The organism is Candidatus Tumulicola sp. (assembly GCA_035601835.1).
In the GTDB taxonomy this organism is placed as follows: Bacteria; Vulcanimicrobiota; Vulcanimicrobiia; order Eremiobacterales; family Eremiobacteraceae; genus DATNNM01.
This window is the reverse complement of the sequence record DATNNM010000011.1, coordinates 171,072-193,321: the sequence shown is the minus strand read 5'-3', so window position 1 is coordinate 193,321 and position 22,250 is coordinate 171,072. Positions and strand designations below refer to the sequence as shown.

Annotated in this window: 25 protein-coding genes and 1 tRNA gene; 7 read left to right on the top strand and 19 right to left on the bottom strand. The window is 60.4% G+C overall.

Annotation, left to right across the window (positions count from 1 at the left end):
- Positions 1–60: 60 nt before the first annotated feature.
- From VN934_05750 to VN934_05735, 4 genes are all read right to left on the bottom strand, one after another.
- Positions 61–957, bottom strand: a complete 897-nt coding sequence (locus tag VN934_05750; GenBank protein ID HXM18298.1) for a hypothetical protein — start codon at positions 955–957, stop codon at positions 61–63.
- 12 nt (positions 958–969) lie between these two features.
- Complete coding sequence (locus VN934_05745) at positions 970–1,428, bottom strand: TIR domain-containing protein (protein HXM18297.1); 459 nt, start codon at positions 1,426–1,428, stop codon at positions 970–972.
- A 385-nt stretch (positions 1,429–1,813) separates the two neighbouring features.
- Positions 1,814–2,140 carry a hypothetical protein gene (locus VN934_05740; GenBank protein HXM18296.1) on the bottom strand — a complete coding sequence of 109 codons (327 nt, stop codon included), beginning with the start codon at positions 2,138–2,140 and terminating at the stop codon, positions 1,814–1,816.
- 340 nt (positions 2,141–2,480) lie between these two features.
- On the bottom strand, positions 2,481–2,993 hold the full coding sequence (locus tag VN934_05735) for a hypothetical protein (GenBank protein ID HXM18295.1): 513 nt from the start codon (positions 2,991–2,993) through the stop codon (positions 2,481–2,483).
- Between the two features lie 222 nt (positions 2,994–3,215).
- Between VN934_05735 and VN934_05730 the strand changes: the two genes are divergently transcribed.
- On the top strand, positions 3,216–3,434 hold the full coding sequence (locus tag VN934_05730; GenBank protein ID HXM18294.1) for a helix-turn-helix transcriptional regulator: 219 nt from the start codon (positions 3,216–3,218) through the stop codon (positions 3,432–3,434).
- A 183-nt stretch (positions 3,435–3,617) separates the two neighbouring features.
- Here the strand turns inward: VN934_05730 and VN934_05725 are convergent, their stop codons facing one another.
- The 3 genes from VN934_05725 to VN934_05715 all read right to left on the bottom strand — a co-directional run bounded on the left by VN934_05725 (position 3,618) and on the right by VN934_05715 (position 6,137).
- Complete coding sequence (locus tag VN934_05725; protein HXM18293.1) at positions 3,618–3,938, bottom strand: hypothetical protein; 321 nt, start codon at positions 3,936–3,938, stop codon at positions 3,618–3,620.
- Positions 3,939–4,119: 181 nt separating this feature from the next.
- Positions 4,120–5,025 (bottom strand): hypothetical protein, encoded by a 906-nt coding sequence (locus VN934_05720; GenBank protein ID HXM18292.1) that lies wholly within the window; start codon positions 5,023–5,025, stop codon positions 4,120–4,122.
- Between the two features lie 122 nt (positions 5,026–5,147).
- Positions 5,148–6,137: a hypothetical protein gene (locus VN934_05715; GenBank protein ID HXM18291.1), complete on the bottom strand. Its 990-nt coding sequence runs from the start codon at positions 6,135–6,137 to the stop codon at positions 5,148–5,150.
- A 505-nt stretch (positions 6,138–6,642) separates the two neighbouring features.
- Here VN934_05715 and VN934_05710 point away from each other — a divergent pair.
- The 3 genes from VN934_05710 (at position 6,643) to VN934_05700 (ending at position 8,784) form a co-directional block, all read left to right on the top strand.
- Positions 6,643–7,449, top strand: a complete 807-nt coding sequence (locus VN934_05710; GenBank protein ID HXM18290.1) for a helix-turn-helix transcriptional regulator — start codon at positions 6,643–6,645, stop codon at positions 7,447–7,449.
- Positions 7,446–8,669, top strand: a complete 1,224-nt coding sequence (locus VN934_05705; protein HXM18289.1) for a tyrosine-type recombinase/integrase — start codon at positions 7,446–7,448, stop codon at positions 8,667–8,669. Before VN934_05710 ends, VN934_05705 begins: the two co-directional genes overlap by 4 nt.
- 21 nt (positions 8,670–8,690) lie before the next feature.
- Positions 8,691–8,784, top strand: a tRNA-Sec gene (locus VN934_05700).
- A 21-nt stretch (positions 8,785–8,805) separates the two neighbouring features.
- Here the strand turns inward: VN934_05700 and VN934_05695 are convergent.
- Together VN934_05695 and VN934_05690 are read right to left on the bottom strand one after the other, a co-directional pair.
- Positions 8,806–9,339, bottom strand: coding sequence for a GNAT family protein (locus tag VN934_05695; GenBank protein HXM18288.1), 534 nt, complete (start codon positions 9,337–9,339; stop codon positions 8,806–8,808).
- A complete protein-coding gene (locus VN934_05690; protein HXM18287.1) occupies positions 9,326–9,886 on the bottom strand; it encodes a GNAT family protein in 561 nt (186 codons plus the stop codon). The genes VN934_05695 and VN934_05690 overlap by 14 nt, the downstream gene beginning before the upstream one ends.
- Here VN934_05690 and VN934_05685 point away from each other — a divergent pair.
- The gene (locus VN934_05685; protein HXM18286.1) at positions 9,885–11,429 is read left to right on the top strand and encodes an aspartyl protease family protein; all 1,545 of its coding nucleotides are present in this window, start codon (positions 9,885–9,887) and stop codon (positions 11,427–11,429) included. The two genes, VN934_05690 and VN934_05685, sit on opposite strands and share 2 nt — an antisense overlap.
- Position 11,430: 1 nt before the next feature.
- On the opposite strand, the gene VN934_05680 is transcribed toward VN934_05685, so the two are convergent.
- The 6 genes from VN934_05680 to VN934_05655 all read right to left on the bottom strand — a co-directional run bounded on the left by VN934_05680 (position 11,431) and on the right by VN934_05655 (position 16,428).
- Complete coding sequence (locus VN934_05680) at positions 11,431–12,339, bottom strand: TIM44-like domain-containing protein (GenBank protein HXM18285.1); 909 nt, start codon at positions 12,337–12,339, stop codon at positions 11,431–11,433.
- Positions 12,340–12,388: 49 nt separating this feature from the next.
- Positions 12,389–13,252, bottom strand: a complete 864-nt coding sequence (locus VN934_05675) for a deoxyribonuclease IV (GenBank protein HXM18284.1) — start codon at positions 13,250–13,252, stop codon at positions 12,389–12,391.
- A gap of 5 nt (positions 13,253–13,257) precedes the next feature.
- A complete protein-coding gene (locus tag VN934_05670) occupies positions 13,258–14,055 on the bottom strand; it encodes a class I SAM-dependent methyltransferase (GenBank protein ID HXM18283.1) in 798 nt (265 codons plus the stop codon).
- 9 nt (positions 14,056–14,064) lie between these two features.
- Complete coding sequence (scpB, locus tag VN934_05665) at positions 14,065–14,739, bottom strand: SMC-Scp complex subunit ScpB (GenBank protein ID HXM18282.1); 675 nt, start codon at positions 14,737–14,739, stop codon at positions 14,065–14,067.
- Positions 14,723–15,487 carry a segregation/condensation protein A gene (locus tag VN934_05660; GenBank protein ID HXM18281.1) on the bottom strand — a complete coding sequence of 255 codons (765 nt, stop codon included), beginning with the start codon at positions 15,485–15,487 and terminating at the stop codon, positions 14,723–14,725. The genes scpB and VN934_05660 overlap by 17 nt, the downstream gene beginning before the upstream one ends.
- 83 nt (positions 15,488–15,570) lie before the next feature.
- A complete protein-coding gene (locus VN934_05655; GenBank protein ID HXM18280.1) occupies positions 15,571–16,428 on the bottom strand; it encodes a DUF3048 domain-containing protein in 858 nt (285 codons plus the stop codon).
- Here VN934_05655 and VN934_05650 point away from each other — a divergent pair.
- A complete protein-coding gene (locus tag VN934_05650) occupies positions 16,427–16,681 on the top strand; it encodes a hypothetical protein (protein ID HXM18279.1) in 255 nt (84 codons plus the stop codon). The genes VN934_05655 and VN934_05650 overlap by 2 nt on opposite strands.
- On the opposite strand, the gene VN934_05645 is transcribed toward VN934_05650, so the two are convergent.
- Genes VN934_05645 through gcvH form a run of 4 tightly spaced genes read right to left on the bottom strand, consistent with a single transcriptional unit; the run spans position 16,682 to position 20,344 of the window.
- Positions 16,682–17,146, bottom strand: coding sequence for an NUDIX hydrolase (locus VN934_05645; protein ID HXM18278.1), 465 nt, complete (start codon positions 17,144–17,146; stop codon positions 16,682–16,684). It lies immediately after the preceding gene.
- A 1-nt stretch (position 17,147) separates the two neighbouring features.
- Positions 17,148–18,617 carry an aminomethyl-transferring glycine dehydrogenase subunit GcvPB gene (gcvPB, locus tag VN934_05640; GenBank protein HXM18277.1) on the bottom strand — a complete coding sequence of 490 codons (1,470 nt, stop codon included), beginning with the start codon at positions 18,615–18,617 and terminating at the stop codon, positions 17,148–17,150.
- Positions 18,598–19,944: an aminomethyl-transferring glycine dehydrogenase subunit GcvPA gene (gene gcvPA / locus VN934_05635; GenBank protein HXM18276.1), complete on the bottom strand. Its 1,347-nt coding sequence runs from the start codon at positions 19,942–19,944 to the stop codon at positions 18,598–18,600. The genes gcvPB and gcvPA overlap by 20 nt, the downstream gene beginning before the upstream one ends.
- Before the next feature lie 10 nt (positions 19,945–19,954).
- Positions 19,955–20,344 (bottom strand): glycine cleavage system protein GcvH, encoded by a 390-nt coding sequence (gene gcvH / locus VN934_05630; GenBank protein ID HXM18275.1) that lies wholly within the window; start codon positions 20,342–20,344, stop codon positions 19,955–19,957.
- Positions 20,345–20,504: 160 nt separating this feature from the next.
- Between gcvH and VN934_05625 the strand changes: the two genes are divergently transcribed.
- Positions 20,505–22,244: an alkaline phosphatase family protein gene (locus VN934_05625; GenBank protein HXM18274.1), complete on the top strand. Its 1,740-nt coding sequence runs from the start codon at positions 20,505–20,507 to the stop codon at positions 22,242–22,244.
- Positions 22,245–22,250: the final 6 nt, after the last annotated feature.

The window sequence follows — 22,250 nt, the reverse complement described above, 5'->3', positions numbered from 1 at the left end:
GGCCTCAAGAGTCCGGTCCGGAGATTCTAATTCACCTTTCACGCTCGCCGATAATTCGCGTCATTCAGGCACGGCGGGCGGGATGTCGTTGTCCAGTTTTTGAGCCGCCATTTCAACATCATCCAAGAACATTACGAGGCGAGTAACGGTAACGGGAAATTTTGATTGCGGTCTCAGTATGCCGCGATGTCGTTGAAGCCTCTCAATTTTGTTTTTTACCGCGAGTAACCACTTTGTAAACGCCGCAGTAATTTCAGGCGAAACAAATGAATCGACACTCAGACTTCCATGATACCGTATAAGACACTTTCTGACCGTGATAATCAAGTCAAAAGCCTGCTGCCTAAGGTTTTTCATCTCGGGAAGTTCCCGAAACGTCTTCGCAGCGAATGTGTCTTGGCCGGCCGCGTCAGCTTGTCTCTGCGCCTCGTCCAACTTAGCAAACGGGATTCGACCGACTAGCGGATCGCTATCTACCGCTAGTTTTGCCATTTCATCTTCTGACGAATACTCTGGCGCCCTCACGATTCGATCGGCAACTAGGTAAGGTCTGTCCAGCTCCTCGACGTCGTAGGCAAAAAAGCGTGAATTCGGAATAGTTGTTTGCAACACGTGTGCGTACTGACGGTACAGGTTTCCGGCGTGATCCTCAAACTCAGCGATGAAGTGTACGGGCGGCTTCATGAATCCGGTAAAAGCTCGCTTGTCTTCATACAGCGTCCGTCGTTGCACTCCGGTGCCCACTTCAATTGGGCGACTAAGAGCATCAGTCATAATACCAGGTATAAACAGTACTATCTTTCGCGCAACACCTTGCCCAACATTTCGAACTGTCCAGGCAAGGTGCACTCTTCCGTTCACATCCGACGGAGTGCTGAATTGAACAGAAAGGCAGGGCCTGAAGCCAACCAGGTGCGGCTGGTCTATTAATGCGTCAGTGGGAGGGTTGAACTTCACCGGATGTTTCTCCTAATATCTATTCCAGTTTTCAATAAACTCTACAGACTCTTCTGGTGCCGGCTGTCTTTGCGGTTTGACGACTCGTAGTATCTCCCGGATAAGACCGTCCATTCCGAGTTTGCCATAATCAAGCTGATACCGGTCTCCTAAGGTTGTGTCGTATGCGGAGACCTGCCGACTTGTCACACCGTACAGAACCGGGATTATCAGGTTTTGCTCGTGCTGATTGATTTGTCGCGAGAGCAGAACATGATACTCATGATCCCGCAGCCCCCTTCTCTTCTTAATAAATGCCTTACTAAAGACTACGATTGCATGACGAGATTGCTTCATGCCATCGTTAAGAACTTCCAGCAGAAGATCGCCGCCTTTGAGGATATCGTCGTCGTACCAAACAGTTATCTTCTTTTGCAATCGACGTACTAATTTCAGCACAAACGGCTCCTTGTCTGCATTTGCATGATTCACGAAGAGGTCGTACCCTCTCGCCGGCGCCGTTTTGCGCCCGGGGCGTTCACGCCGTGCACTAGGCCGGTGCGGCGCTCGACGTTTATTCCGCATGTCTTGCGCGTACGAAGCGGAATGTGGTAATCTTCAAACTTGACCCTAACACGACAAACACGGCGAACCTGTACGCAAACTTGCTCTTATAGCCTTTTTCACACGTCTAAGCTCATTCTTAGCTTTGCTCGATTGTGCTCTAGAGGCACTAATCGTACCGAAGAGATCTCGGAGCACCTTATCCATGGCCCGGTTGTCGTGGTTCTGGAAGCGCCACTACCTCTCAAGGCACTCATCATCGAGCGGTATGATATACCCGTCACGAGCGTGATTTCCAACGCCCATCCGACTCCTACTCACCAAAATCGTTCCTATCGGTGCGAATCGCCGACAGCTTGTCGCTGGCATCGCTAACGCTCCCGTGGCCGTTCTTAGCCAGGCTCAGAGCGTGGTTTGCCGCTTCTTCGGCTTCTACCAGTGCGCGTGTGCTCTGGGACGTGTCGTTAAAGGTATGATACTCCTGACCCGCTTCTTCCAGCGTGGTTGCTGCCGACAGGTAGTCTGAGTAGCTTTCTTGATGGTCCCTCGCGGTCTCGGCGCAACCGATCCACTCCTGGCCCGCTTGTTCGAGCTCTGTCGCGACGTACAGGCTATCGGGTAGGACGATTGCCTGGCGCACTTTGCTTTGCGCCGAGGAACAAACCTCATACGGCTCGTGTGTTGCTGGTCGGGAAGTGCGCCGCGCAGTCACCTTCACCGTTGGCACGGGCGAAGCGGCTGACCTATTGGGGGCGCTAACCTGTGTCTTTTCGGTACATGACTGAAGCGCTGCTGATGTGACGAGTATGATTAGCACGGAAAACACGTCAATCCGATGCATTGGATATAGCACTCCCAATGATGGCAGGCCAAATAGATTCAAGGTCGAGGCGCTAGGATCTAGGAGCTATGATTCCAAGTTCGTCGAGACCAACCTGCGGCCGAATACAAATCCGCCCGATTGGCGTCCTTCTCTTTTGCTATCTCGAGGGCTTAAGCATCGCGATCTTTGCCTCAGCGTGAGCGAGCAATGTCGAAGCTGCATTCCAGTAGCACGACAACGCGCGACTTAAGCGGATGTAGTCCTGGCCGCCGATATTGATCGTTGGCAATTGTGACAAGCAGTCGTATTGCGCCTTGTTCTCAGGCGAGTCGTTCATCGTCGCCCTGAGCATGTCAAGACTTAGGCCGTCTACTGAGACCTCGTTCTCGGGAGCTTGGTAGTCGCTGGCCTCCCGCATGCGAAAGTAGAAGCGCCACAGCTCGTCGGCAGATTCGTAGGACGACTCGGCTTCCGTCACTTCTAAAAATGGCCCTGGAAGCGTGTCGGTTTTCTTGCCTCCGAAATCTACTATGATCGCGGCCATCGCAGCCTTAGCATCGCTGGCTGCGTCCAGCAAGCGCGAATGATAATCTGCAAAGCTGATTCCAATCTGAACATCCGAATCGATCTTTCGAAGTGCTCTGACCGCCGTTCGGTAATCCTTAATCACAGCGTTGGGCGCTATAAGGGCTGACGATGGTTTCGACGTTGGACCTGTCGTCGCACCAGTACTAAACACAAAGACGGTGAGGCATAAGCAAATTGCAGTAGACCGCCGAGACATCTTAATCCCTTCCCATCTCTTTACGCCGCCGCGCCTGCTCTAATCGTGCGACGTGACGCTACTTATAGTCTGTAGACTTATAGTGTTCTTTACCCGCAGAATCCTTGTGTGGGAAAGCGCGAGCAGGAGATCCTTGGGCGTGAAGTACGACGTCTTCGCTGCGCGCTCGAACTCTCACAAGAAGGACTTGCGGAACTGGCTGGACTGCACCGAACCTATGTTGGCGGGATCGAACGGGGCGAACGAAACGTTTCCTTGGCCAACATTCTCAGACTAGCAAGGGCACTCAAGACTACGCCGAGCGACCTCTTGCGCGGCATCCGCTAAACGATTCACCGAAGCAAGGTCAGTCGACGTCCCGTGGACGGCGTTGTGCGCGAGCGTGGTTAGTGCACTATCAGCTTCGTTTGTGCGGGCTTTTCGCCGGCAAACAGGCGATTTTTGGTATCACTCTGGTTCGCCTTTGGTCTCATTTCGCGCATGACCTGAGGGCAGCCGCCTTTACGGTCTCTATTCGGGTAAGCCCCAGCGCTTGTAGGCCCATTTGGGGATGGCATTCTCTTCCGACTGCAAGGCCTGTCCGGGAGTCGCGATCAGGCGTTCTTTTCGCACTTTCCCCGCGATCAAGTCTGCTCGCAGCTCTCGTTCCCAGCGCAGGAGCTTAAGGTAGTCGCGCAGGTTCGGGTCAACGACGCGGCGTCGCTCGACCTTGGTCAGATTGGGATCTGCTGGATCGAGCTTAGCGCGGTCTGCAAATCGGCCTTTGAGCCACGAAACTGCCTTCAAATCGTTGTACAGCTGGTCTGCCTGAGCCAGCACGCTTCTCCTCACTAACTCTTCGCCGAGCTGCGCATCGTGCTGTGCGACTAGCCGTTGCCACCCAAATCTACGACTCCAGCGTTTCAACGTGCTTGGACTCGCCCTAGTCCCCCGCCATTGAAATTCCTTGGCGGTGCGCACGAGTGATCGATCGGCCCCAAGGTTTAGGTAGTACTGGAGTGCCGCTTGTTGGCTAAGGTGCATCGGATCCATCGTTCATTGAGGCGAGCGCCCCAAGCGGAGCCTGCTTAATCGGACCGTTGAATCTTGAGCCGGGGGGAGAGTCGGGAGGCAAAATCGGTTGCCCTCTAGCCCATTTCGAACCACCGAATATCGGCTCTCGCTCCAATAGTAGCTCTGTGAATCTGAGCACCCCAGCGTGTTCTAAGGTATCTCGGCGGAACTGTTCCAAGTAAGAGTCTGAAAATAGGTCGTGAGTTCTGACCACGTCGAGTATTTGTGAAGGCAGGCTCGCGCTAGATTCGTTACTTACGGCTGCCGTAGAATCATTCCAGGGCATGGATATCGGACGAAGCACATCAATTAGAACCTGAGGGTTCAAGTCGAAATGCCTGATATCCCGAAATAAGATCTTGACCTCGTTCTCTTGGCGGCGGCTGATTTCTTGAGCGTAGACGTTGAAGCGCTCCCACCAGCGAATCCATTGGTCGGGCGATTCCGGGTTTAGCAGAAGAATGGGTACCGCTGCGACAATATCAACGTGAATAGTCGTTGAAAGAGTATCCTGAAAACCTGGGTCAAGTATGCACCAAAGAGCCGCACCAACTTGGAAATCATAGGTTGGAATCCTAAGTGCGTCACCATGCCTCAGGGTCGATGCATTTCGACCATCCTTTGGACACCCTGTCTTTACTTCCAATCTTGTTTCTCGCTTGCCGAGGACGGTGATATCGAAGCCTGCGTCTGGCCTTGGGCGGATCAACGACATGCGTGCTGAAAATCCGACATGATGCATCCATAACTGCACGGCCAGTTGTCCAGCCATTCCAGCAAAAGCATTGATCGCATGTGAACTTTTTCCGCGCCTACGAGAGCGGTTACCGGCATGTTGGATACATGCCATTTGCAGAGCACCCAAGAGCTCAACTGGTTGTCGCGGTACCATCACGTGCACAAATTGCCATCCGTTTTGCCGGACAGGAGCAACCCTAGGGCCAGCATGTTCTTCTGTTTCCAGCGAGGACCTAATCCCTTTTGGCATCAAGGGTAGTCAGGTAGGCCGATGGCATAGTCAAGGGTTATGCAAGGGTGAGCTAACAGATAGGGACCGAGGTCGGTGCCATCTATCGCAACGACGGTCAGGGCGTGCTCGTCGGAAGCGGCTGGTTCTGTACCATCGCGTATCAAGTGGTCGTCGATGGTCGACGCAAGGATATCGCGGGCCCTCAGAAATTGGCGTTGAATAATGGACCGCATAGCACACCAGAATTCATAATGATTCACGCCTAATTCTCGCAGCCAGGTTCCGTCTCGAATTCTGATCGCACGGTTCTGGACGGTTAAGCGCTGGGGCGAAATGCCACCGAAACGTAGAGGGTTGGAGTCTCTCATCATCAACAAGAGTAACCGAAGAGCCGCTCCGGCCACGAACTCGAGGCACTCGCTGACTCTAGCCCAAATGCCGAACGCGCCGGAGGATATCACTTCCCGCGGAACGATGAAAAATGAATCAGCTTGCTGCAGGGTGCTGAGCTTACGCGGCTTCCCATCCGCGCCCATTATCAGATAAGCCTTGTACGGGCCATTGGAATTCGAGCGATATGTTTGCTCGATGAGTCCGGCGCCCGCCAGGGTGTCGAGAGAGGCTTGAATACGTTGGTGCGCCCGGTCGATTTGCGCCCTGCGCCTGGCCCACTGCTTTCGCGTAAGATTTAGCCTAGTGACGCCCGTGTACGAGTCCGTATGGAAAGGAACGAATCCTAGCTGTCGACGCAGCAGTTTCATTCCGGGATAGGCAAGACCGGTCCACCGATTGGCGAATCGGACCAGTGTAACATATACGCGAATCGCGTCATCGTCGAGCAACAGCAGTTTTGGCAGAATCGCGCTTTCGATGATCGCGATCTCCGGTTTGGCTCGACTTGACCTGCGCTTGTAGGTTACGGGATTTAGCGGGCCGGAGCGATCCCTCTTCGGACTTCTGCCATGATTGTTGGAGTGCCATCGCAGAGCTTCGGTTAGCCCCCTCATCGTCTGCGCTCTCTCCGCCTGCGAGAGTTGTGATCTGTCGGAGCTCTCTTGGTGCTCGAAGACTCCTCAACTCCCACAGTGCCGCCATCCAGCCAGCTACGAATGGCCGATTTTGACGCGATAATCCGCCTGCCAATGCGAACAACACCCGGTATGCTACCTCGCGCCACAGCTGCGTATGCAGAGCCAACCGAGATACCGAGCAAGCCCGCCATCATCGGCACGTTAAGCACGTCGGGAGCTTCGGAAAAAGTAGACTTGGAGCTCGTGTTCGCGCGACGTCCCGGCATTTTGCCTTCCTTGTAGTCGTGTTCACCAGGATTCCGTTGCTTACGGCCCGTATCCTGGAGTTAAGCTTACCCTTCAGTACTGGAGAGCATTAGCCCTTAGCATATGGTACCAGTGAGCTATGTTGTGATAAAGAGTGAATCTATATTCCGTTATTATTACCCCAGCACAACCCACTGTCCGACTGAAAGGGCTTGAAATGCCACGACATTCTGCGTTGCTTGACTTAGGCGAGCGTCACCGATTTGGGGGTTGGATCGATGCTGCTCGATCGGCATTTGGCATTTCGAAGAGCAGACTTGCTACCGAGCTACACCACGACAGCATCGCTCAGGTGAACAAGTACCTGCGCGGCGAAGTCTTCCCGACGCCTAGCGTAGTTCGAAAGATCGCGGCGGCACTCGGTATTCCACGAACAATGGCCCTGGTTGAGGCGGGCTACCTTAATCATGTCATGCGCATGCTTCGGCCTGTTTACTCCCTGGGCCTCATGTGGGCATTTGAAGACAATCCGGAACGAGTCTCGCCACGACGCGGGCTGGGCAAGCCCTTCTACCTCCTCGGCCACCGGCGAACAATGGAGCTCATCGCTACTACCAGATATGTCGGGGTTGATCACGACTCACAAACATACTTGGTACCTCGACCTGTATCCGCAGTAGTGCACTTGGCATTAGGCTGTTTCCCAAGGCGTGGCGACGTGTTCTTCGAGCTGGCGCCCAACTTAGTGTCCAAAGCGTGCGTGGAATTCGATGCCCTTTTCGAAGAGACGGAATCGGACATCGAAATGCTGCGCGCGCCTATAGGACTTCGATCTGCCGAAAGGATTCTGGGGAATTGGCGGTTGCCGCGCGCCGCACGCATCGCCATGTCCGCTGAAGCAGTACAGTTCTGGGTGGAAAGCAACTGTGCTCCCTGTTTCGCAGCGACGCGACGAGTGTTTTACAAAGCGGCCGGTGACCTGACCCGGGTAATGCAACTTGACCCAACTATCTCGACGCAAAGCGAAAGGACAAAACAATGAAAGGGCATATTCGAAGACGCGGTAAAGGCCGCTGGGCGGTTGTTGTCGACAACGGTCAGCGTCCAGACGGCAAACGACGTCAAAAATGGGTTACGATTCACGGGACCAAGCGGGATGCGGAGCGTGAACTTGGCAAGATGCTGGTTGCGGCAAATGGCGGTGGACTCGTGGAGGCGGGTAGAACATCGGTGAGGGAGCATCTTATTCGCTGGCTCAACGAGGAGATCACTCATCGGGTATCGCCGACAACCCTGTGGCGATACAGGGATATTGTTGAGCGAGCCCTGGTTCCTGTTCTAGGGGGCCATCGACTCTCAAGGCTTCAGCCGCAAGATATTCAAGCGGCGTACAATGGATGGATCGAGAACGGCCGGCACGATGGACGCGGCGGATTATCGCCCCAGACGGTCGTTCATCATCATCGTGTTCTCCGCCAGGCTCTGGCGCAGGCAGTGCGCTGGAACCTAATCGCCGCCAATCCAGCTGAGAGAGTCAGGCCACCCCGGGTCACGCGTTATGAGCCGCGGGTCCTGGATGAATCGGCGGCCGTTCGATTAATTGACGCTTTGGAGAACTCGAGATTGTTGGTTCCTGTCGTATTGGCAGTTGCGACCGGCATGCGTCGCGGCGAGATTCTCGCTCTTCGATGGACCGATGTCGATCTGGGGCGTGGAACACTGCTAGTTTGCAGATCCCTCGCCCAAGTGAAAGGTAATCTCAGATTCAAGGATCCAAAATCAGCAAAGGGGACGCGAACTGTTGCCATGCCCGCCTTTGCGGTTGAATGCTTGCGGCGCCACCGAATAAAACAGAACGAAGTGCGGTTGCGGCTCGGCCCATCATATCACGACGGTGACCTCATATGTTGTCGCCTGGACGGCAAGCCATGGGCTCCCGCAACGTTCACTACCGTATTCATGGACGCAATACGGCGACATAAACTCCCGCGAGTTCGGTTCCACGACCTCCGCCATGCGCATGCAAGCTGGTCCGCTAAGTACGGCCAGCACCCAAAAACCGTGTCTGAACGATTGGGACATAGTTCGACCAAGATTACGATGGACACATACACGTCAATATCGCCTGATTTGCAGGAACGGGCGGCGAAACAGTTGGATCAGGCATTCGCGGCGGCTCGTGAGACTTCGTTTGCAAACCGTTTGCAAACTGATGAGCCGGCCGGATCCAATCTTACAGGCGACTCCCGTAAAGCCTTATAGAATAAGATCAAAATCGTTCATGGGAGAAGTATGGGGCTGGTGCCCCTGCTGGTCTTCAAAACCAGTTGGTCTTCGTAAGGGGACTGGTAGGTTCGATTCCTATCTTCTCCCGCCACACGGACCTAAAGGTCCGTGGCTACGTTTTCGCTCGGGGCGCTACATTTCGGGCGCTCCATTCGTCTCTCAGCAATGACATCCACAGAGAATTCTGCCACACGCCGTCGTTGTAGACATCGCGGCGCAGCAGCGCCTCGCGCTTGAAGCCGCACTTCTCGTACACCGCGATGGCTCGATGGTTATGGGTATAGACGCCGAGCTCGATCCGGTGCGTTTTCAGTTTGCGGAACCCGAAATCGCATAGCGTCTGCACCGCATAGGTGCCGATGCCTTTGCCGCGCGCTTTCGGATCGAAGATCGCGATCACCAGCGTGCGGCCGCTGTAGGTCGCCGGGAACAGCGCGCACAGTCCGACGAAACGGCCGGCGTCAAGAATCGCAAAGCGGTGCGGTTTCGGGCGCAGCCGGCCTTGCAGTTCGAAGCGCCCCGCGGCCCGCGCATACGAAACCGGCATACGCCAAAACGTCGTCGCGGCCGCCGCGCCTGAATTGAACCCGTCCGTGAGGGCATCGACGTGCCGGCGCGTGAAGGGAACAAGTCTAGCGACCGGCACGCGCGAGCCATTCCTCGTGCAGCGCGCTCATGAGGAGCATATCGGTCGGTTTCCCATCGCGGTACACGAGACGGCGCAACACGCCTTCACGCGCGAACCCAGCGCGTTCGTAGCAAGCAATGGCGCGCGCATTGTCGACGAGCACGGTCAGTTCGATGCGCACCAGCGGCAGCGCTCGAAACGCTCCGTCGATCAGCGTCCGAACCGCGTCGGTTCCACAACCTTTATTCCAATAGCTCCGCTCGAAGATGCTGATGCCGAGCGTTGCGCGCGCGCCGTCGATCACGAGCCCGGTGACGCCGATGTCCTTGCCGCGCAGCGTTTGGATGATGTACGTCGGCGTTTTCGGATCGCTGGCTGCGCGCGCGAGCCACTCCTGCTCCTGTTCGCGGCTGAGCGGCAAGCGAGTGAATATGAAATCCCGCGCGGGCGACGTGTTCACCCAGCGCTGCAGCATGCGCACGTCGCCGGGCTCGAGCGGCCGCAGCCGGATCATTTTGCCGACAAGCCAGGTCGGTGCGGCTTTCCGCGGCGAAGGTGGTCGCATGATTGGGCCATGGATTGGCGCAACGGCGGCGGGCTTCTTGCTCGCATTTGCCGGCGCCGCCACCGGCTCATCGCCTCAGCCCGGTGTCGCCGACCTGCTTGCGCGCCATCATCGAGCGATTGGCGCGTTGCCGTTTGCCGGCGCGACGTGGAGCGGCACGATCTCCCAGCGTGGCGTCGACGCGCAATACGTGACGCTGGCGGACAAAGACGGCCGCTACCGCACGATCTTGACCCTATCACTCGCGCAGCGCGCGCGCGGCAGCGACGGCAACGTCGAGTGGGTGCAGGACGAGAACGGCGACGTGCAGACCGGCCCGCTGCAGCGCCGTCATTCCCTAGCCTCGCTGCTCCTCGGTTACAATGCCGTGCTCTTCGACTCGGGCATCACCTGGAGCGTGGACGGCACGGCGTCCATGGACGGTCGCACCGCCTATAGGCTCAAGACGCAATTCGGCCGCACGCCGGCGATCTTCTACCTCGACGCGGCGACTGCGTTGCTCGATGCGGTAGAGATCGGCGACCACGCGGTCCACTATGCCGCCTACCAGACGTTCGGCCGAATCACGCTGCCGGTGCGCATCGTCGAGTCGGATCGCGATCAGAACGTGACGACGACCGTCGACAAAGTCGAATTTCGCGTGCAGCTCGCGTCCGATTTCAGCGTGCCGCAGATCCGCAAACCCGATTTTCCCGCCGGCAAGAGCGACGTCGCCGTGAACTTCGACGCGCCGCATGGACTCATCGTGGTGCAGGGCGCGATCAACGATCACCCGGTCAAGTTCCTCGTCGATTCGGGGAGTTCGTCATCGCTGATCGATCTGGCCGCCGCCAATCGCCTGGGTCTGCCGACCGGCGGGAGTTCGCGCGTGGCCGCCGCCGGGATGCTGAACGGAAAAATCGCGCGTGCCGACACGCTCAGCGTGGCCGGCATCCAGTTCCACAGCTTCGTGCTCCAGGCCGTTCCGCTGCAACTGCCCGGGCAGATCGATCGCGCCGGCATCGACGGCATCCTTGGGTTCGACGTGCTCTCGCGAGTCGTGCTGCGGGTGAGCTATTCGCGCGGTCAGCTCCATCTCATCGCGCCGGAGACGTTCACGTACTCGGGCACCGGGGTCGTCTTGCCGCTCGATCTCGCCGAGCGCGTTCCCCGCATCAAGGCCGTGCTCGGCGACAACGACCCCGTGACGCTGTCGGTCGATACCGGAAGCGACACCGGCCTCATCTTGTACGAGGATTTCGCCAACGCGCATTTTCGCGATCTGGGTCCGGCAAGCTCGAGCATCGACCCGCCGACCTTGCGCGAGGACGTCGGATCGGCGCGCGGCGCCGGCGGCCATTTCGCCATCCGCACGACCACGGTGAATCGCTTGGCGTTGGGAAACTTTTCTCTCGCCGACGTCTATACGGAGGTGCTGTTGAACCCCACCGGCGCGTTCACGCAGAGCAAGAGCACTGACGGCATCTTGGGAGGCGGCGTGCTCTCGCGCTTCAGCGCGACGTTTTTGGATTACCCTGGCGGGCGATTGATCTTGGAGAAGTGAGCTAGAAGGCCTGCTCTATTTGATCGACGACCCACTCAGACGATGAGGTGCGCACCGGCGCGCTGCAATAGTCACAGCGGCCGTTCGTCAGCTTGAGCGGCGCGCCGCACGAAGGGCACGTCGACGCAAGCGTGGTCGACCCGGCGGCACTCTTGGCGTCGGCCCGCCTGATGAAAGTCCAGAACTCGGTAAAGGTCGTCGGCACGCGTTCGCCATCGACGACCTTCTTCGTGTTCTCGTCGATCGTGTAGTCGGCCATGCTCGCGGTGAAGGCGACGCAGATCGAATCGTAGGGCGCGGCCGGCGTCACGCCGGTGATCTTCGCGTGCCCGATGACGATGTTCTCGAGCACGTCGACCTGATGATTCGCGATGAGCTGATCGGTCTGCATCTTGTGACGTTCGTAGAGGGCGTCGCTCATGACGTCGCGCGCGAGATCTTGATTGCGCGCCGCCCAAGCTTGCTGTATTTTGAAAAACGCCGTCTGCGCTCGATCGAGAAATGCCTGGAGGTTGAAGTTGGGGTCGCGCTGTTGGATCGCAGCGATGCCGGCCGCGATCGCTTGCTCGTCGACCACGCGCGAAGGCGCGTTCATGAACTCCGGCGTCACGGTTTGGGCTTGCTGCGACCCGCCATCTCCTTGCGCGCTGCGCGAACGGTTATATATGTAGTAGAGGACGATGAGCGCGATGATGGCCCACGCGCCCGTGCCATGCCCCAAGAAGAGCAGGGGCCACAGGCTGAAGAGACCTCCTCCTCCGCCGCCGCCGTACCCACCGCCGCCGTGACTGCCGCCGCCGCCGTAGTGCCCGCCGCCGCCCGCGCGAGCGAACGCCTCAGCGGCGCTCGCGAGCATCCACGCCAGCGAACAGAACGTTGCCAAAAGAACCGCAGGTCGCCGCACAATCATCGTCCGTTCTTACTTTGTGGTTGAAGCGAGTGTTTCGGTTTTTCCGGGATCAGCGCCTCAGGCCTACGGGACGAACGGCCGGCCCCGCAAGCGTGCGCGCAGCGCGCACGTTGGCGCGGTCGAGCTCAGGAGTTTTTGGCGTTTCGCAGATGACCGCGACGTGTTCCAGTTCCGGGCGCTTCAGCAGCGAGCGCATGCCGCGCGTGCCGATCTTGCCTTTGCCGACGTGCCAATGGCGGTCGCGTTTAGCCCCGAGGTCCACTTCGGTATCGTTGAGGTGCAGCACGCGCACGCGCTGGAAACCGATGTGACGCTCGATCGCGCGCATGAACTCGGCCACGCCGGTCTCGCCGGAGATGTCGTAGCCGGCGGCCCAGGCGTGCGCGGTGTCGAGGCACACGCCGACCCGCTCGCTCGGCACTTCCTTCAGAATGGCGCCAAGCTCATCGAGCGTGCCGCCGCACAGGTTGCCGGCGCCGGCGGCGTTCTCGAGCAGGAGCATCGGTCCGGGTTTTGCGGCGCGCACCAATTTGGCGATCGTCTTGCACACGCGCGTGAAGCCTTTCGCGCGGCTTTCTTCACCGTAGCTGCCGAGGTGGGTGTTGACGTACTCGATGCCGCCGCGAGCGGCCACCTCGAGATCGTTGGCGACCATCAGGACGCTGATCCGGTGAAGCTCCTGCGCAGCCGTGACGAGATTCACCAGATACGCGCTGTGGATGACGGTCGGCGCGATGTCGTAGCGCTCGCGCAGCGCCCGGAACTTGTCCCATGCCTGGGCATTGTACGGGGTACGCCGGAAACCGCGCGGGTTGCCGGCGAAGATCTGAATGCATTCGCAGCGGGCGGCCCGCGCTTCCGCGATCGTCTTTTCGAAACCGCCGCCGATGCCGACGTGAACGCCGAAACGCATACGCTCTACGGCTTGTGCGCCAAGTAGATCACCTGCTGGTGATCGATCTCAAACTCACCGCTGGGTGGCGCAAGGCGCGCGACCACCGCTCGCGCCGCTTCCAAGAACGCTTCGCGGCGCGGCCCCATGGCGAGGCGCAGGTTCTCACGCGAGGCGTGATAGCCGATGTACGAATCAACGCTGTAGCGCAACGGAAAATCGAGGCTCCTGCGTTCGCCGCCCACGAACATCGCGCCGGCGCGTTTTTCGCCGGCGCGCGCGGTGACCGCCCAGAAGGGCGCCATGCGCTCGGCGGTATGCACGTCGAGCGGCGCTTTCTTCTGACCCGTCCATTCCGACATGAGCCCCGCGACGGCGCGCCCGAATGGATTGTCTTTTGCATACTTCCAGAATATGGCCAGAGCGCCGCCGGGCGCCAGCACGCGCGCGAATTCGGCCAGCGCGCGCTCAGGTTCGAACCAATGGAAGGCTTGGCCGCAGACGAGCAGCGCGAACGCGCCGTCCGCGAACGGCAACGCTTCGGCGCTCGCCGTGTAGAAAGCGGCGCGCCCGTCCGGCGCGGCGCTGCGAGCCGCTGCCAGCATGCTCGGCGCGATGTCCACGCCGGTGACGGCCCACCCGCGCTCCGACAAACCCACGCTGGAGAGACCGCTCCCGCACGCGACGTCGAGCGCGCGGCGACCGCGCGGCCCGCCTGCGACCTGCGCGATCGCATCGAACAGCTCGGGCGAGTACGGCCGGCGGAAGCGGACGTATTCGTCGCACAGCGTGTCGAAATCGGAGACGTAGTGGGGAGCGGTCAAGGTCTTGGTCTACGTGCTCTCGAGCGCTTCTTTGAGCTCCTGTGCGACGCTTTGCTCCAGTCGTGATTCGGAGCGCGGCTCGATGTCGTCTTCGTGGCCTTCGACCGATTCCTTGATCTGATCGAGCGAGCTTTCGCGCTCGGGCTTGTTCGGGAATTGGAGCAGCTCTCCACCCGCGCGGCGCGGCGCCCCCTCCGGTAACGGCGGCAAATCCTCGAGCGATCGGAAACCGAATGCCTCGAGGAACAAGTCGGTCGTGCCGTAGATGATCGGGCGACCGACCGTATCCTTGCGCCCAAACTCGCGGATGAGCCGGCGCTCTTCGAGCGTCTCCATGACCCCGTCGACGTTGACGCCGCGCAGACTTTCGATCTCCGCTTTGGTCACCGGCTGCAGATACGCGACGATCGACAGCGTTTCGAGCGATTGCTGCGACATGTGCGTCTTGGGCGGCAGCAGATAGCGGTCGACGTCCTCGCGGCACTCCGGGTGGGAGGCGAAGCGCCAGCCGCCGGCCACTTCGCGCAGCACGATGCCGCGGTCGCCGAGCGATCCTTCGATCTCGCGCACGGCTTTGCGCACCTCCGCCGCGTTCGCGCCGGTCACTTCGCACAGCGCCTCGAGCGCGACCGGCTTGTCAGCCACGAAGAGAATCGCCTCGACGCGGCTACGCAGAGTGGGCAAGGTGATCCACTTCGCCCTTCGGCGCGGGAGCGAGCGCGATGTCTTCGAACGGCTTGCGCTGCTTGCACACGACCTTGCGCGCTTTGATGAGTTCGAGCACGGCCAGGAAGGTCACGACGACCTCCATCCGCCGGCAACCCTCGACCAGTTCCGAAAACAGCGCGCTCGCGCGCTCGCGGATCTGGCGCAGCACGTAGTTCATCTTCACGACCATCGAATACGTTTCGCGCTTGACCACCGTCGGGCGCGCCTCCGCGTTCGCGAGTGCGCGAGCGAACGCGATGCCGAGCGTCCCCGAATCGAGCCGGTAGTGCTGTACGAGGCCCTCGACGGCCTGCTGCGGCCTTCCGTAAAACGCGGCGTTGGCGTCGAGCAGCTGGCGGAAGCGGCCGCCGAGATTCTTGTAATGTTGATACGCGATGAGGCGCTGGCGCAGCGATTCTTCCGCCCACAAGGCCTCGTCCTCGAGCGCGTCGCTGAACGGCGGCGGAGGCGGCGGCAGCAGTTTTTTCGACTTGATGAAGAGCAGGGTGGCGGCGATCACCAGGTACTCGCTGGCGATGTCGAGATCGAGGCCCTCCATCATCGCCAAGTAGGCCAGGTATTGCTCGCAGACCGCGGCGAGGCTGACCTTCGTGATGTCGAGGTCTTGTTCCAGAACGAGGTGGAGCAGGAGGTCGAGGGGTCCGTCGAAGACGTCGAGCTTGACCAGCAAACGATTGCGGTCGGCCTCGGTCGAGGCGTTCACGGCCTCAAGGGCTATGGCGTTGGACCCCCTTCTTTGGGTTCTCCGAGCTCGCTTCGCTCGCTCGGAACACTACATTAGCTTCGCTAATGCGACCAGACGGATTTCCCGCTGACGACGCGGCTGCCCTGCGGTAAGACCTCGATGTAGATCTGACCGGGCTTGAAGTAGAGCGGCTTTTCATCGTCACCGAGCAAGCTCGGCACGACTGTGGGACCCGGCGCCACCCACATGCCCGTTTCTGCGCGTCCGTCGCGGATGAGCAGCGCCGGAAACGTGCCGTACACGTTCATCGCAAGATCGCCGAGCGAGTCGAGCACTTGCGCGGGCATCCATACGGCGACGATATCGGCCACGCTATAAGGCCGCGCGTCGTCGCGGTCGACTTGCACGTTGCCGTCGATGTAGCGCTGGTAGCCTGTGCCATCGTAGACGAACAAGACGTTGTAATCGTTCCAGAAGGACACCACGACGGGCGGGATGTTGAGCGGGGCCGCGTCCGGCGGGCGCGGATCGGGTGGCTCGAAATCGAATTGCCGCTGCGTGTATTTCTGGTCTTTCATGCCGTAGGTCGGAGCCGTTTTGCGCATGCGCTCGACCGAGGTGTAGAGGTTGTGCGGCATGTCGCGAGCGTCATCGCGCCAGAACGCCTGCGCGGTGCCGAGGATTTCGTCCATATCGGCAAAACCGCCCGCCCGAAGGTTCTTGAGCTTATCGATCGTGTCGTTGTTCTGACCGCCATGGGCGAAAAAGGGATCGTATGGGCGCGCGAGATCGACGAAATAGGTGCGCGCGCTGCGCACCGGGCCGACCTTCTTGGGATTGCCTGCCAGGTACAGCGCCATGTAACGAGTGATGCCGCCTTCGGCCTCTACTTCGTAGACGACGTCGGCGTCGAAGAGACCGCTTTGCGGTCGCGCATCGATCGGATAGTTATCGATCATGACGGCGGCAACGCGATGTTTCACGCTGGCCAATGGCACGATCGCGCCGTTGAGCGGGTCGGCTGTGGTCGGCGTCGGTTTGGGAGTGGGCCTGGCGGGCGTGACGGTCGTAGGCGTCGCCGCCGGCTTCGCGCAGCCCAAGGGCAGGACCGCTAACGTCAACGTCAGCGCCATCGCGCCGCAGGCCGAGGTGAGGATGGAGTGCTTCAATCAGTGGACCATTTACGGTTCAGGCGCCGCGGAACCCTCGTAACTAAAAGCCGAGGGCGGCGGCTGACTTCTCCTGCACGATCCCCTGCACGAGCGCGACCAGACGACGTTCGTTCAAGTGCGTCATGCGGCTGTGCATCTCTTCCAGCGGCAGCCAGCTCACTTCGTCGACCTCTCCGACTTGCGGCGCCAGCGAGCCGCCGACGAATCGCATCAAGTAGAAATGGACGACTTTGCTGTGTTTGAGCCGGCTGCTGTAGAACCAATACTTGATGTCGGCGAGCTTCTCGATGATCGTCGCTTCGATGCCCGTCTCTTCGAGCACCTCACGCGTGGCGGTCGACTCGACCGCTTCATTCGGTTCCACATGCCCTTTGGGAAGCGACCAGATGCGCGGCGTGCTGCGGCCGATCACAAGACCATGATAGCCTTTATCGTCATGCTTGAGCACGAAACCGCCCGCGGAGCGCTCGTGCTTGATGCGAACAGGACGGCGCCGTTGCGCCACCTTACGAGGACACACCGCCGGAGGGCGGCGTCCAGCGCAAACCCACCGCCTTGTTCGCAAGGCGCCCTACCTGTGCTTCATCGACTCGGCGCACCGGCGTGTGCAGCGGGAGAGCTTTGACCGATTCCGGATCTCGGTGCGACTGTTCGACCAAGCCGCGCAGCAGCTCGACGAATGCGTCGAGCGTAGCCTTCGTCTCCGTTTCCGTCGGCTCGATCATCAGACATTCCGGAACGACGTGCGGCCAGTACATGGTGGGGGCATGCACGCCGGCATCCAGCAAGCCTTTGGCCAGATCCAAGGCGCGCACGCCGGTCGCTTTCTTGAGCTCTTCCGCCGAACACACGAACTCATGCCGGCAGTAGTCTTCGTACGGCACGGTGAGAAACTCGCGGATCTTCGCGCGCAGATAGTTCGCGTTGAGCACCGCCAACCGGCTGTTGGTGCGCAAGCCCTCTTCGCCGTGCACGATGATGTACGCGTAGGCGCGCACGATCGCGAGAAAATGCGCGGGGAACATGCGCACGGGCCCGATGCTGCGCGGCAGAGCGGCGTTCCACGAGAACGTTCCGGATTTGTCTTTTGCCACGGCGGGCGCAGGAAGATACGGCGCCAGCGCGGCGCTCGCTCCTACCGGCCCCGAACCCGGCCCGCCGCCGCCGTGCGGCACCGAAAACGTCTTGTGCAGATTGAGGTGCATGAGATCGAAGCCCATCTCGCCCGGACGGCATAGCCCGACGATGGCATTCGCGTTGGCGCCATCATAGTACATGAGGCCGCCTGCTTTGTGCACCGCTTGCGTCATCTCGACGATGTCGTCCTCAAAAAGCCCCAGCGTGTTGGGGTTGGTCATCATGCACACCGCGACCGAGCCGTCGAGTTTCGCGCGCAGCGCCGCGAGATCGGTGTGGCCGCGCGCATTGGAGGGGATGCTGACGACGCGATATCCGACCATCGCGGCGCTTGCGGGGTTGGTACCGTGCGCCGTATCGGGCACGAAGCACGTCACGCGTTCGCGCTCGCCGCGCTCCTTGAAGTATTTCTTGGCCATGAGCATGGCCGTGATCTCGCCATGCGCGCCTGCGGCCGGCATCAGCGAGAACGCCGTCATGTCGAAGAGGCTCGACAGCGTGCGCTCCATGTGCCAGAGCAGGCGCAGCGCGCCCTGCGCCCCCGAGTCAGGCGCGAACGGATGGAGATCGGTGAAGCCGCGCAAGCCTGAGACCGCTTCGTTCAACTTCGGATTGTACTTCATCGTGCACGAGCCGAGCGGATAGAAGTTCAAATCGACGTTGAAATTTCGATGGGATAGCTCCGTGAAGTGACGCGCGACTTCGAGCTCGGTGAGGTCGGGCAGGGGCAGCTCGGCGCGCAGAGACTTCGCGTCCAGATACGTGCTGGGCGGCCCGGGATCGCGCACGAACTCGCTGCCGCGGCCTGCGGCGCCGCGTTCAAACAGCAGCGACGGCATGCGCGGTCTCCTCCAGCAGCGCGGCGGTGAGGCCGGCGACGTCGGCCGGCGTGGTCAGTTCGGTGGCGCACACGAGCAGCGCGCGCTCCATGTCCGGATAGAAGCGCGCGAGGGGCAAGCCGGCGAGGATGCCGCGGCGCTCCAGCGCGCGAGCGAGTTCTTCCGCCACTACGGGCGTTCGGACCACGAACTCGTTGAAGAACGCGGAGTCATGGGCGAGCGCGAAACCGGGCACGCGTCCGATCGCGGCAGCCAGCTCGCGCGCGTTCTTCAAGTTGACGCCGGCGATGGCGCGCAAGCCCTTGCTTCCGACGGTTGCGAGATACACGGTTGCGATGAGCGCGCACAGCGCTTGATTCGTGCAGATATTCGAACTTGCAAGCTCCCTGCGGATGTGCTGCTCGCGACCTTGCAGCGTCAACACATAGGCGCGGCGGCCGTCGACGTCGTGCGTCTCACCCACCAGCCTGCCCGGCATGCGGCGCACGTGTTCTTTGGTCGCCGCCACGAAGCCGACGTATGGACCGCCGTATCCGACCGGTAAGCCGAACGATTGCGCGTCGCCCACGGCGATGTCGGCGCCCAGTTCGCGCGGGGTCTTGAGCACCGCAAGCGACAGCGCTTCGGCCACCACCTGCACCAGCAGCGCGCCGGATTTGTGGGCCACGGCCGCGGCGCCGGCGACATCGTCGATGCAGCCGAAAAAGTTGGGGCTCTGCACGATCACCGCGGCCACGTCGGCGTGCAACCCCGAAAGATCGGTCAAGCCGTCGGCGCGCACGGGGACCTCGAGAACCTCGATCTCCATCCCCTCGCAATAGGTCGCCAGCACGCGGCGGTACAGCGGATGCACGGCGCGGCTCACGGCTACGCGCTTGCGCTCGGTTGCGTTCACCGCCATGACGACGCTCTCGACCAGCGCGGTGGCGCCGTCGTAGACGGACGCGTTGCTCACATCCATGCCGGTAAGCAGACAGATGTACGATTGCCACTCGAAGATGGCTTGCAAACTGCCCTGACTCGCCTCCGCTTGATACGGCGTGTACGAGGTCAGGAATTCAGAGCGGAACGCAAACCACGGCACTGCCGGCGGTTGGTAGTGCCGGTAGGCGCCGGCGCCGAGGAATGAAATGCTGCGCGCGTGGGTGTTCTCGTCCGCCATCGCGCGGACGTGCGCATACGCTTCGGATTCGACCAGCGCCGGCGCGACGTCAAGCTTGCCGCGGATCGCCAGTCCCTTTGGCGGGTCGGACAGCGCCTCCAATGACGGCACGCCGATGACCTGGAGCATGGCCCGGATCTCGTCCGGCGTGTGCGGCGTGTACATCGTGACTAACTTACTTCAGCGCGTCGATGACTAGCTGGTAGGCTGCGGCGTCAAGCAAACTCTTCGCCTCGGCGGCGTTCGAGAGTTCGATCTTCACGAGCCAGCCGGCGCCGTACGGATCGGTGTTGACGATCGCCGGATCGTTTTCGACGTCGCCATTGACTTCGACGGCCTTACCGGATATCGGCGCGTAGATATCAGAAACGGCTTTCACCGACTCGACCACGCCCATCGGTTTGGACTGCTCGAGCGCGGCGCCGGGTTTCGGCATCTCGACATACACGATGTCGCCGAGCGAGGACTGCGCATAGTCGGTGATGCCGACCGTCGCGAGTTTGCCCTCGACCTTGATCCACTCGTGCTCCTTGGTGTACGCCCTGTCGGTGGGCAGATTCGCCAACGCGTCCTCCTTGCCGGGCCGGAAACCGTCAAATCGTCGACTAGAATTCTCCTCAAACCAGTTCCTCCATCGGCGGCGGACTCCCGCAAGGAAGCGCCTTGCGGTGGTCAAACGCCTGTCCGGGGCCGTGTCAAGAGCCGCACGAATGGAGCTTGATATCATGAACGCGTTCTTTGCGTCGTCTCCGGTCGCCATCGCCACCCTCGCGCTCGTAGCCTTGACAGCTCTTTCGGCGATGCCGAAGAGCGCCTCGGCGCAAACCGCGGCGGTCTATGTCAATGGTCGTTTGGTGCAATTCGATCAGCCGCCCATCGAGCGCGGCGCTCGCATCTTCGTGCCGCTGCGCGGCGTGTTCGAAAACTTCGGCGCGACCGTCGTGTACAACAACAGCAACGGGGCTATCAACGCGACCAGCGCCAACGGCACACTCGTGCACCTCGTCGTCGGCTCGCACGACACCACGGTCAACGGCAGGACGGTGTCTCTCTTCTACGCCCCGTTCGTCGTCGCCGGCCGCACGCTCGTGCCGTTGCGATTCATCGCCGAATCGCTCGGAGCGGTCGTGAACTACGACGCCGTGAAACATATCGTGACCGTCAACAGCGGCGCGCCGGTCGCCGTCGGAGACGGCGGCATTCACAAGATCAAGCACATCATCATCATCATGCAAGAGAACCGTTCCTTCGATGCCTACTTCGGCACGTATCCCGGCGTGGACGGGATTCCCATGAGCGGTGGCGTGCCGAGCGTGTGCGTGCCTGACCCGAAAACCAACGAGTGCCTGAAGCCATTCCATGACACCAACGACCGCAACCTAGGCGGACCGCACGGAGCGCGCGACGCCACAAAAGATATCGACGGTGGAAAAATGGACGGCTTCATCGCTGACGCGGAGACCGCCGGACGGTTTTGCCGGCCGCCCCACCCACGCTGCGGCGGCGGCCGTGACGTCATGGGCTATCACAACCGCAATGAGATACCCAACTACTGGGCGTACGCGGACAACTTCGTGCTTCAGGATCGCATGTTCGAGCCCAACTCCTCGTGGAGTCTGCCTTCGCATCTCTTCTTAGTATCTGAGTGGTCGGCAGCTTGCACGCGGGCCGGCGATCCAAGCAGCTGCACCAGCGCGTTGGACGACCCGGCCCTTCCGATGGATTTCGGGGCGCGTGTGCCGCCGGACTATCCCTGGACCGACCTCACGTATTTGCTGCATAAGAGCCGCGTGAGCTGGGCGTATTACGTCATGCCCGGCTTGGAGCCGGACACCGCAGACGGTTCCTTGAACGGACCGCAACGCAACCAGAACGCCCGCACGCCTAGCATTTGGAATCCGCTGCCACACTTCGATACGGTCAGCGCCGACGGCGAACTCGGCAACATCCAACCGCTCGCGAACTTCTTCACTTCTGCCAAGAACGGCACGCTGCCGGCCGTTGTCTGGATATGTCCGGCGCAACCGTATAGCGAGCACCCGCCGGCGTTGGTGAGCACCGGACAAGCCTACGTGACAAGTCTTATCAACACGGTTATGCTGGGCCCGGACTGGAACAGCACCGCGATCTTCCTGACCTGGGACGACTGGGGCGGGTTTTACGACCATGTCGTTCCGCCGCGAGTGGATGAAAACGGCTACGGCCTTCGCGTGCCCGGTCTCGTGATCAGCCCGTATGCTAAAAAGGGCTACATCGACCATCAGACGCTGAGCTTTGACGCTTACGTCAAATTCATCGAAGACGACTACCTGGCCGGCGCGCGTCTTGACCCCAAAACCGACGGGCGGCCTGACCCTCGTCCGGTCGTACGCGAGAGCGTTCCGACGCTGGGCGACCTGCGCGCGGACTTCGATTTCTCGCAGGCGCCGCGCGCACCGCTCGCGCTGCCGGGCGGTCGCATCTGAAGAAGC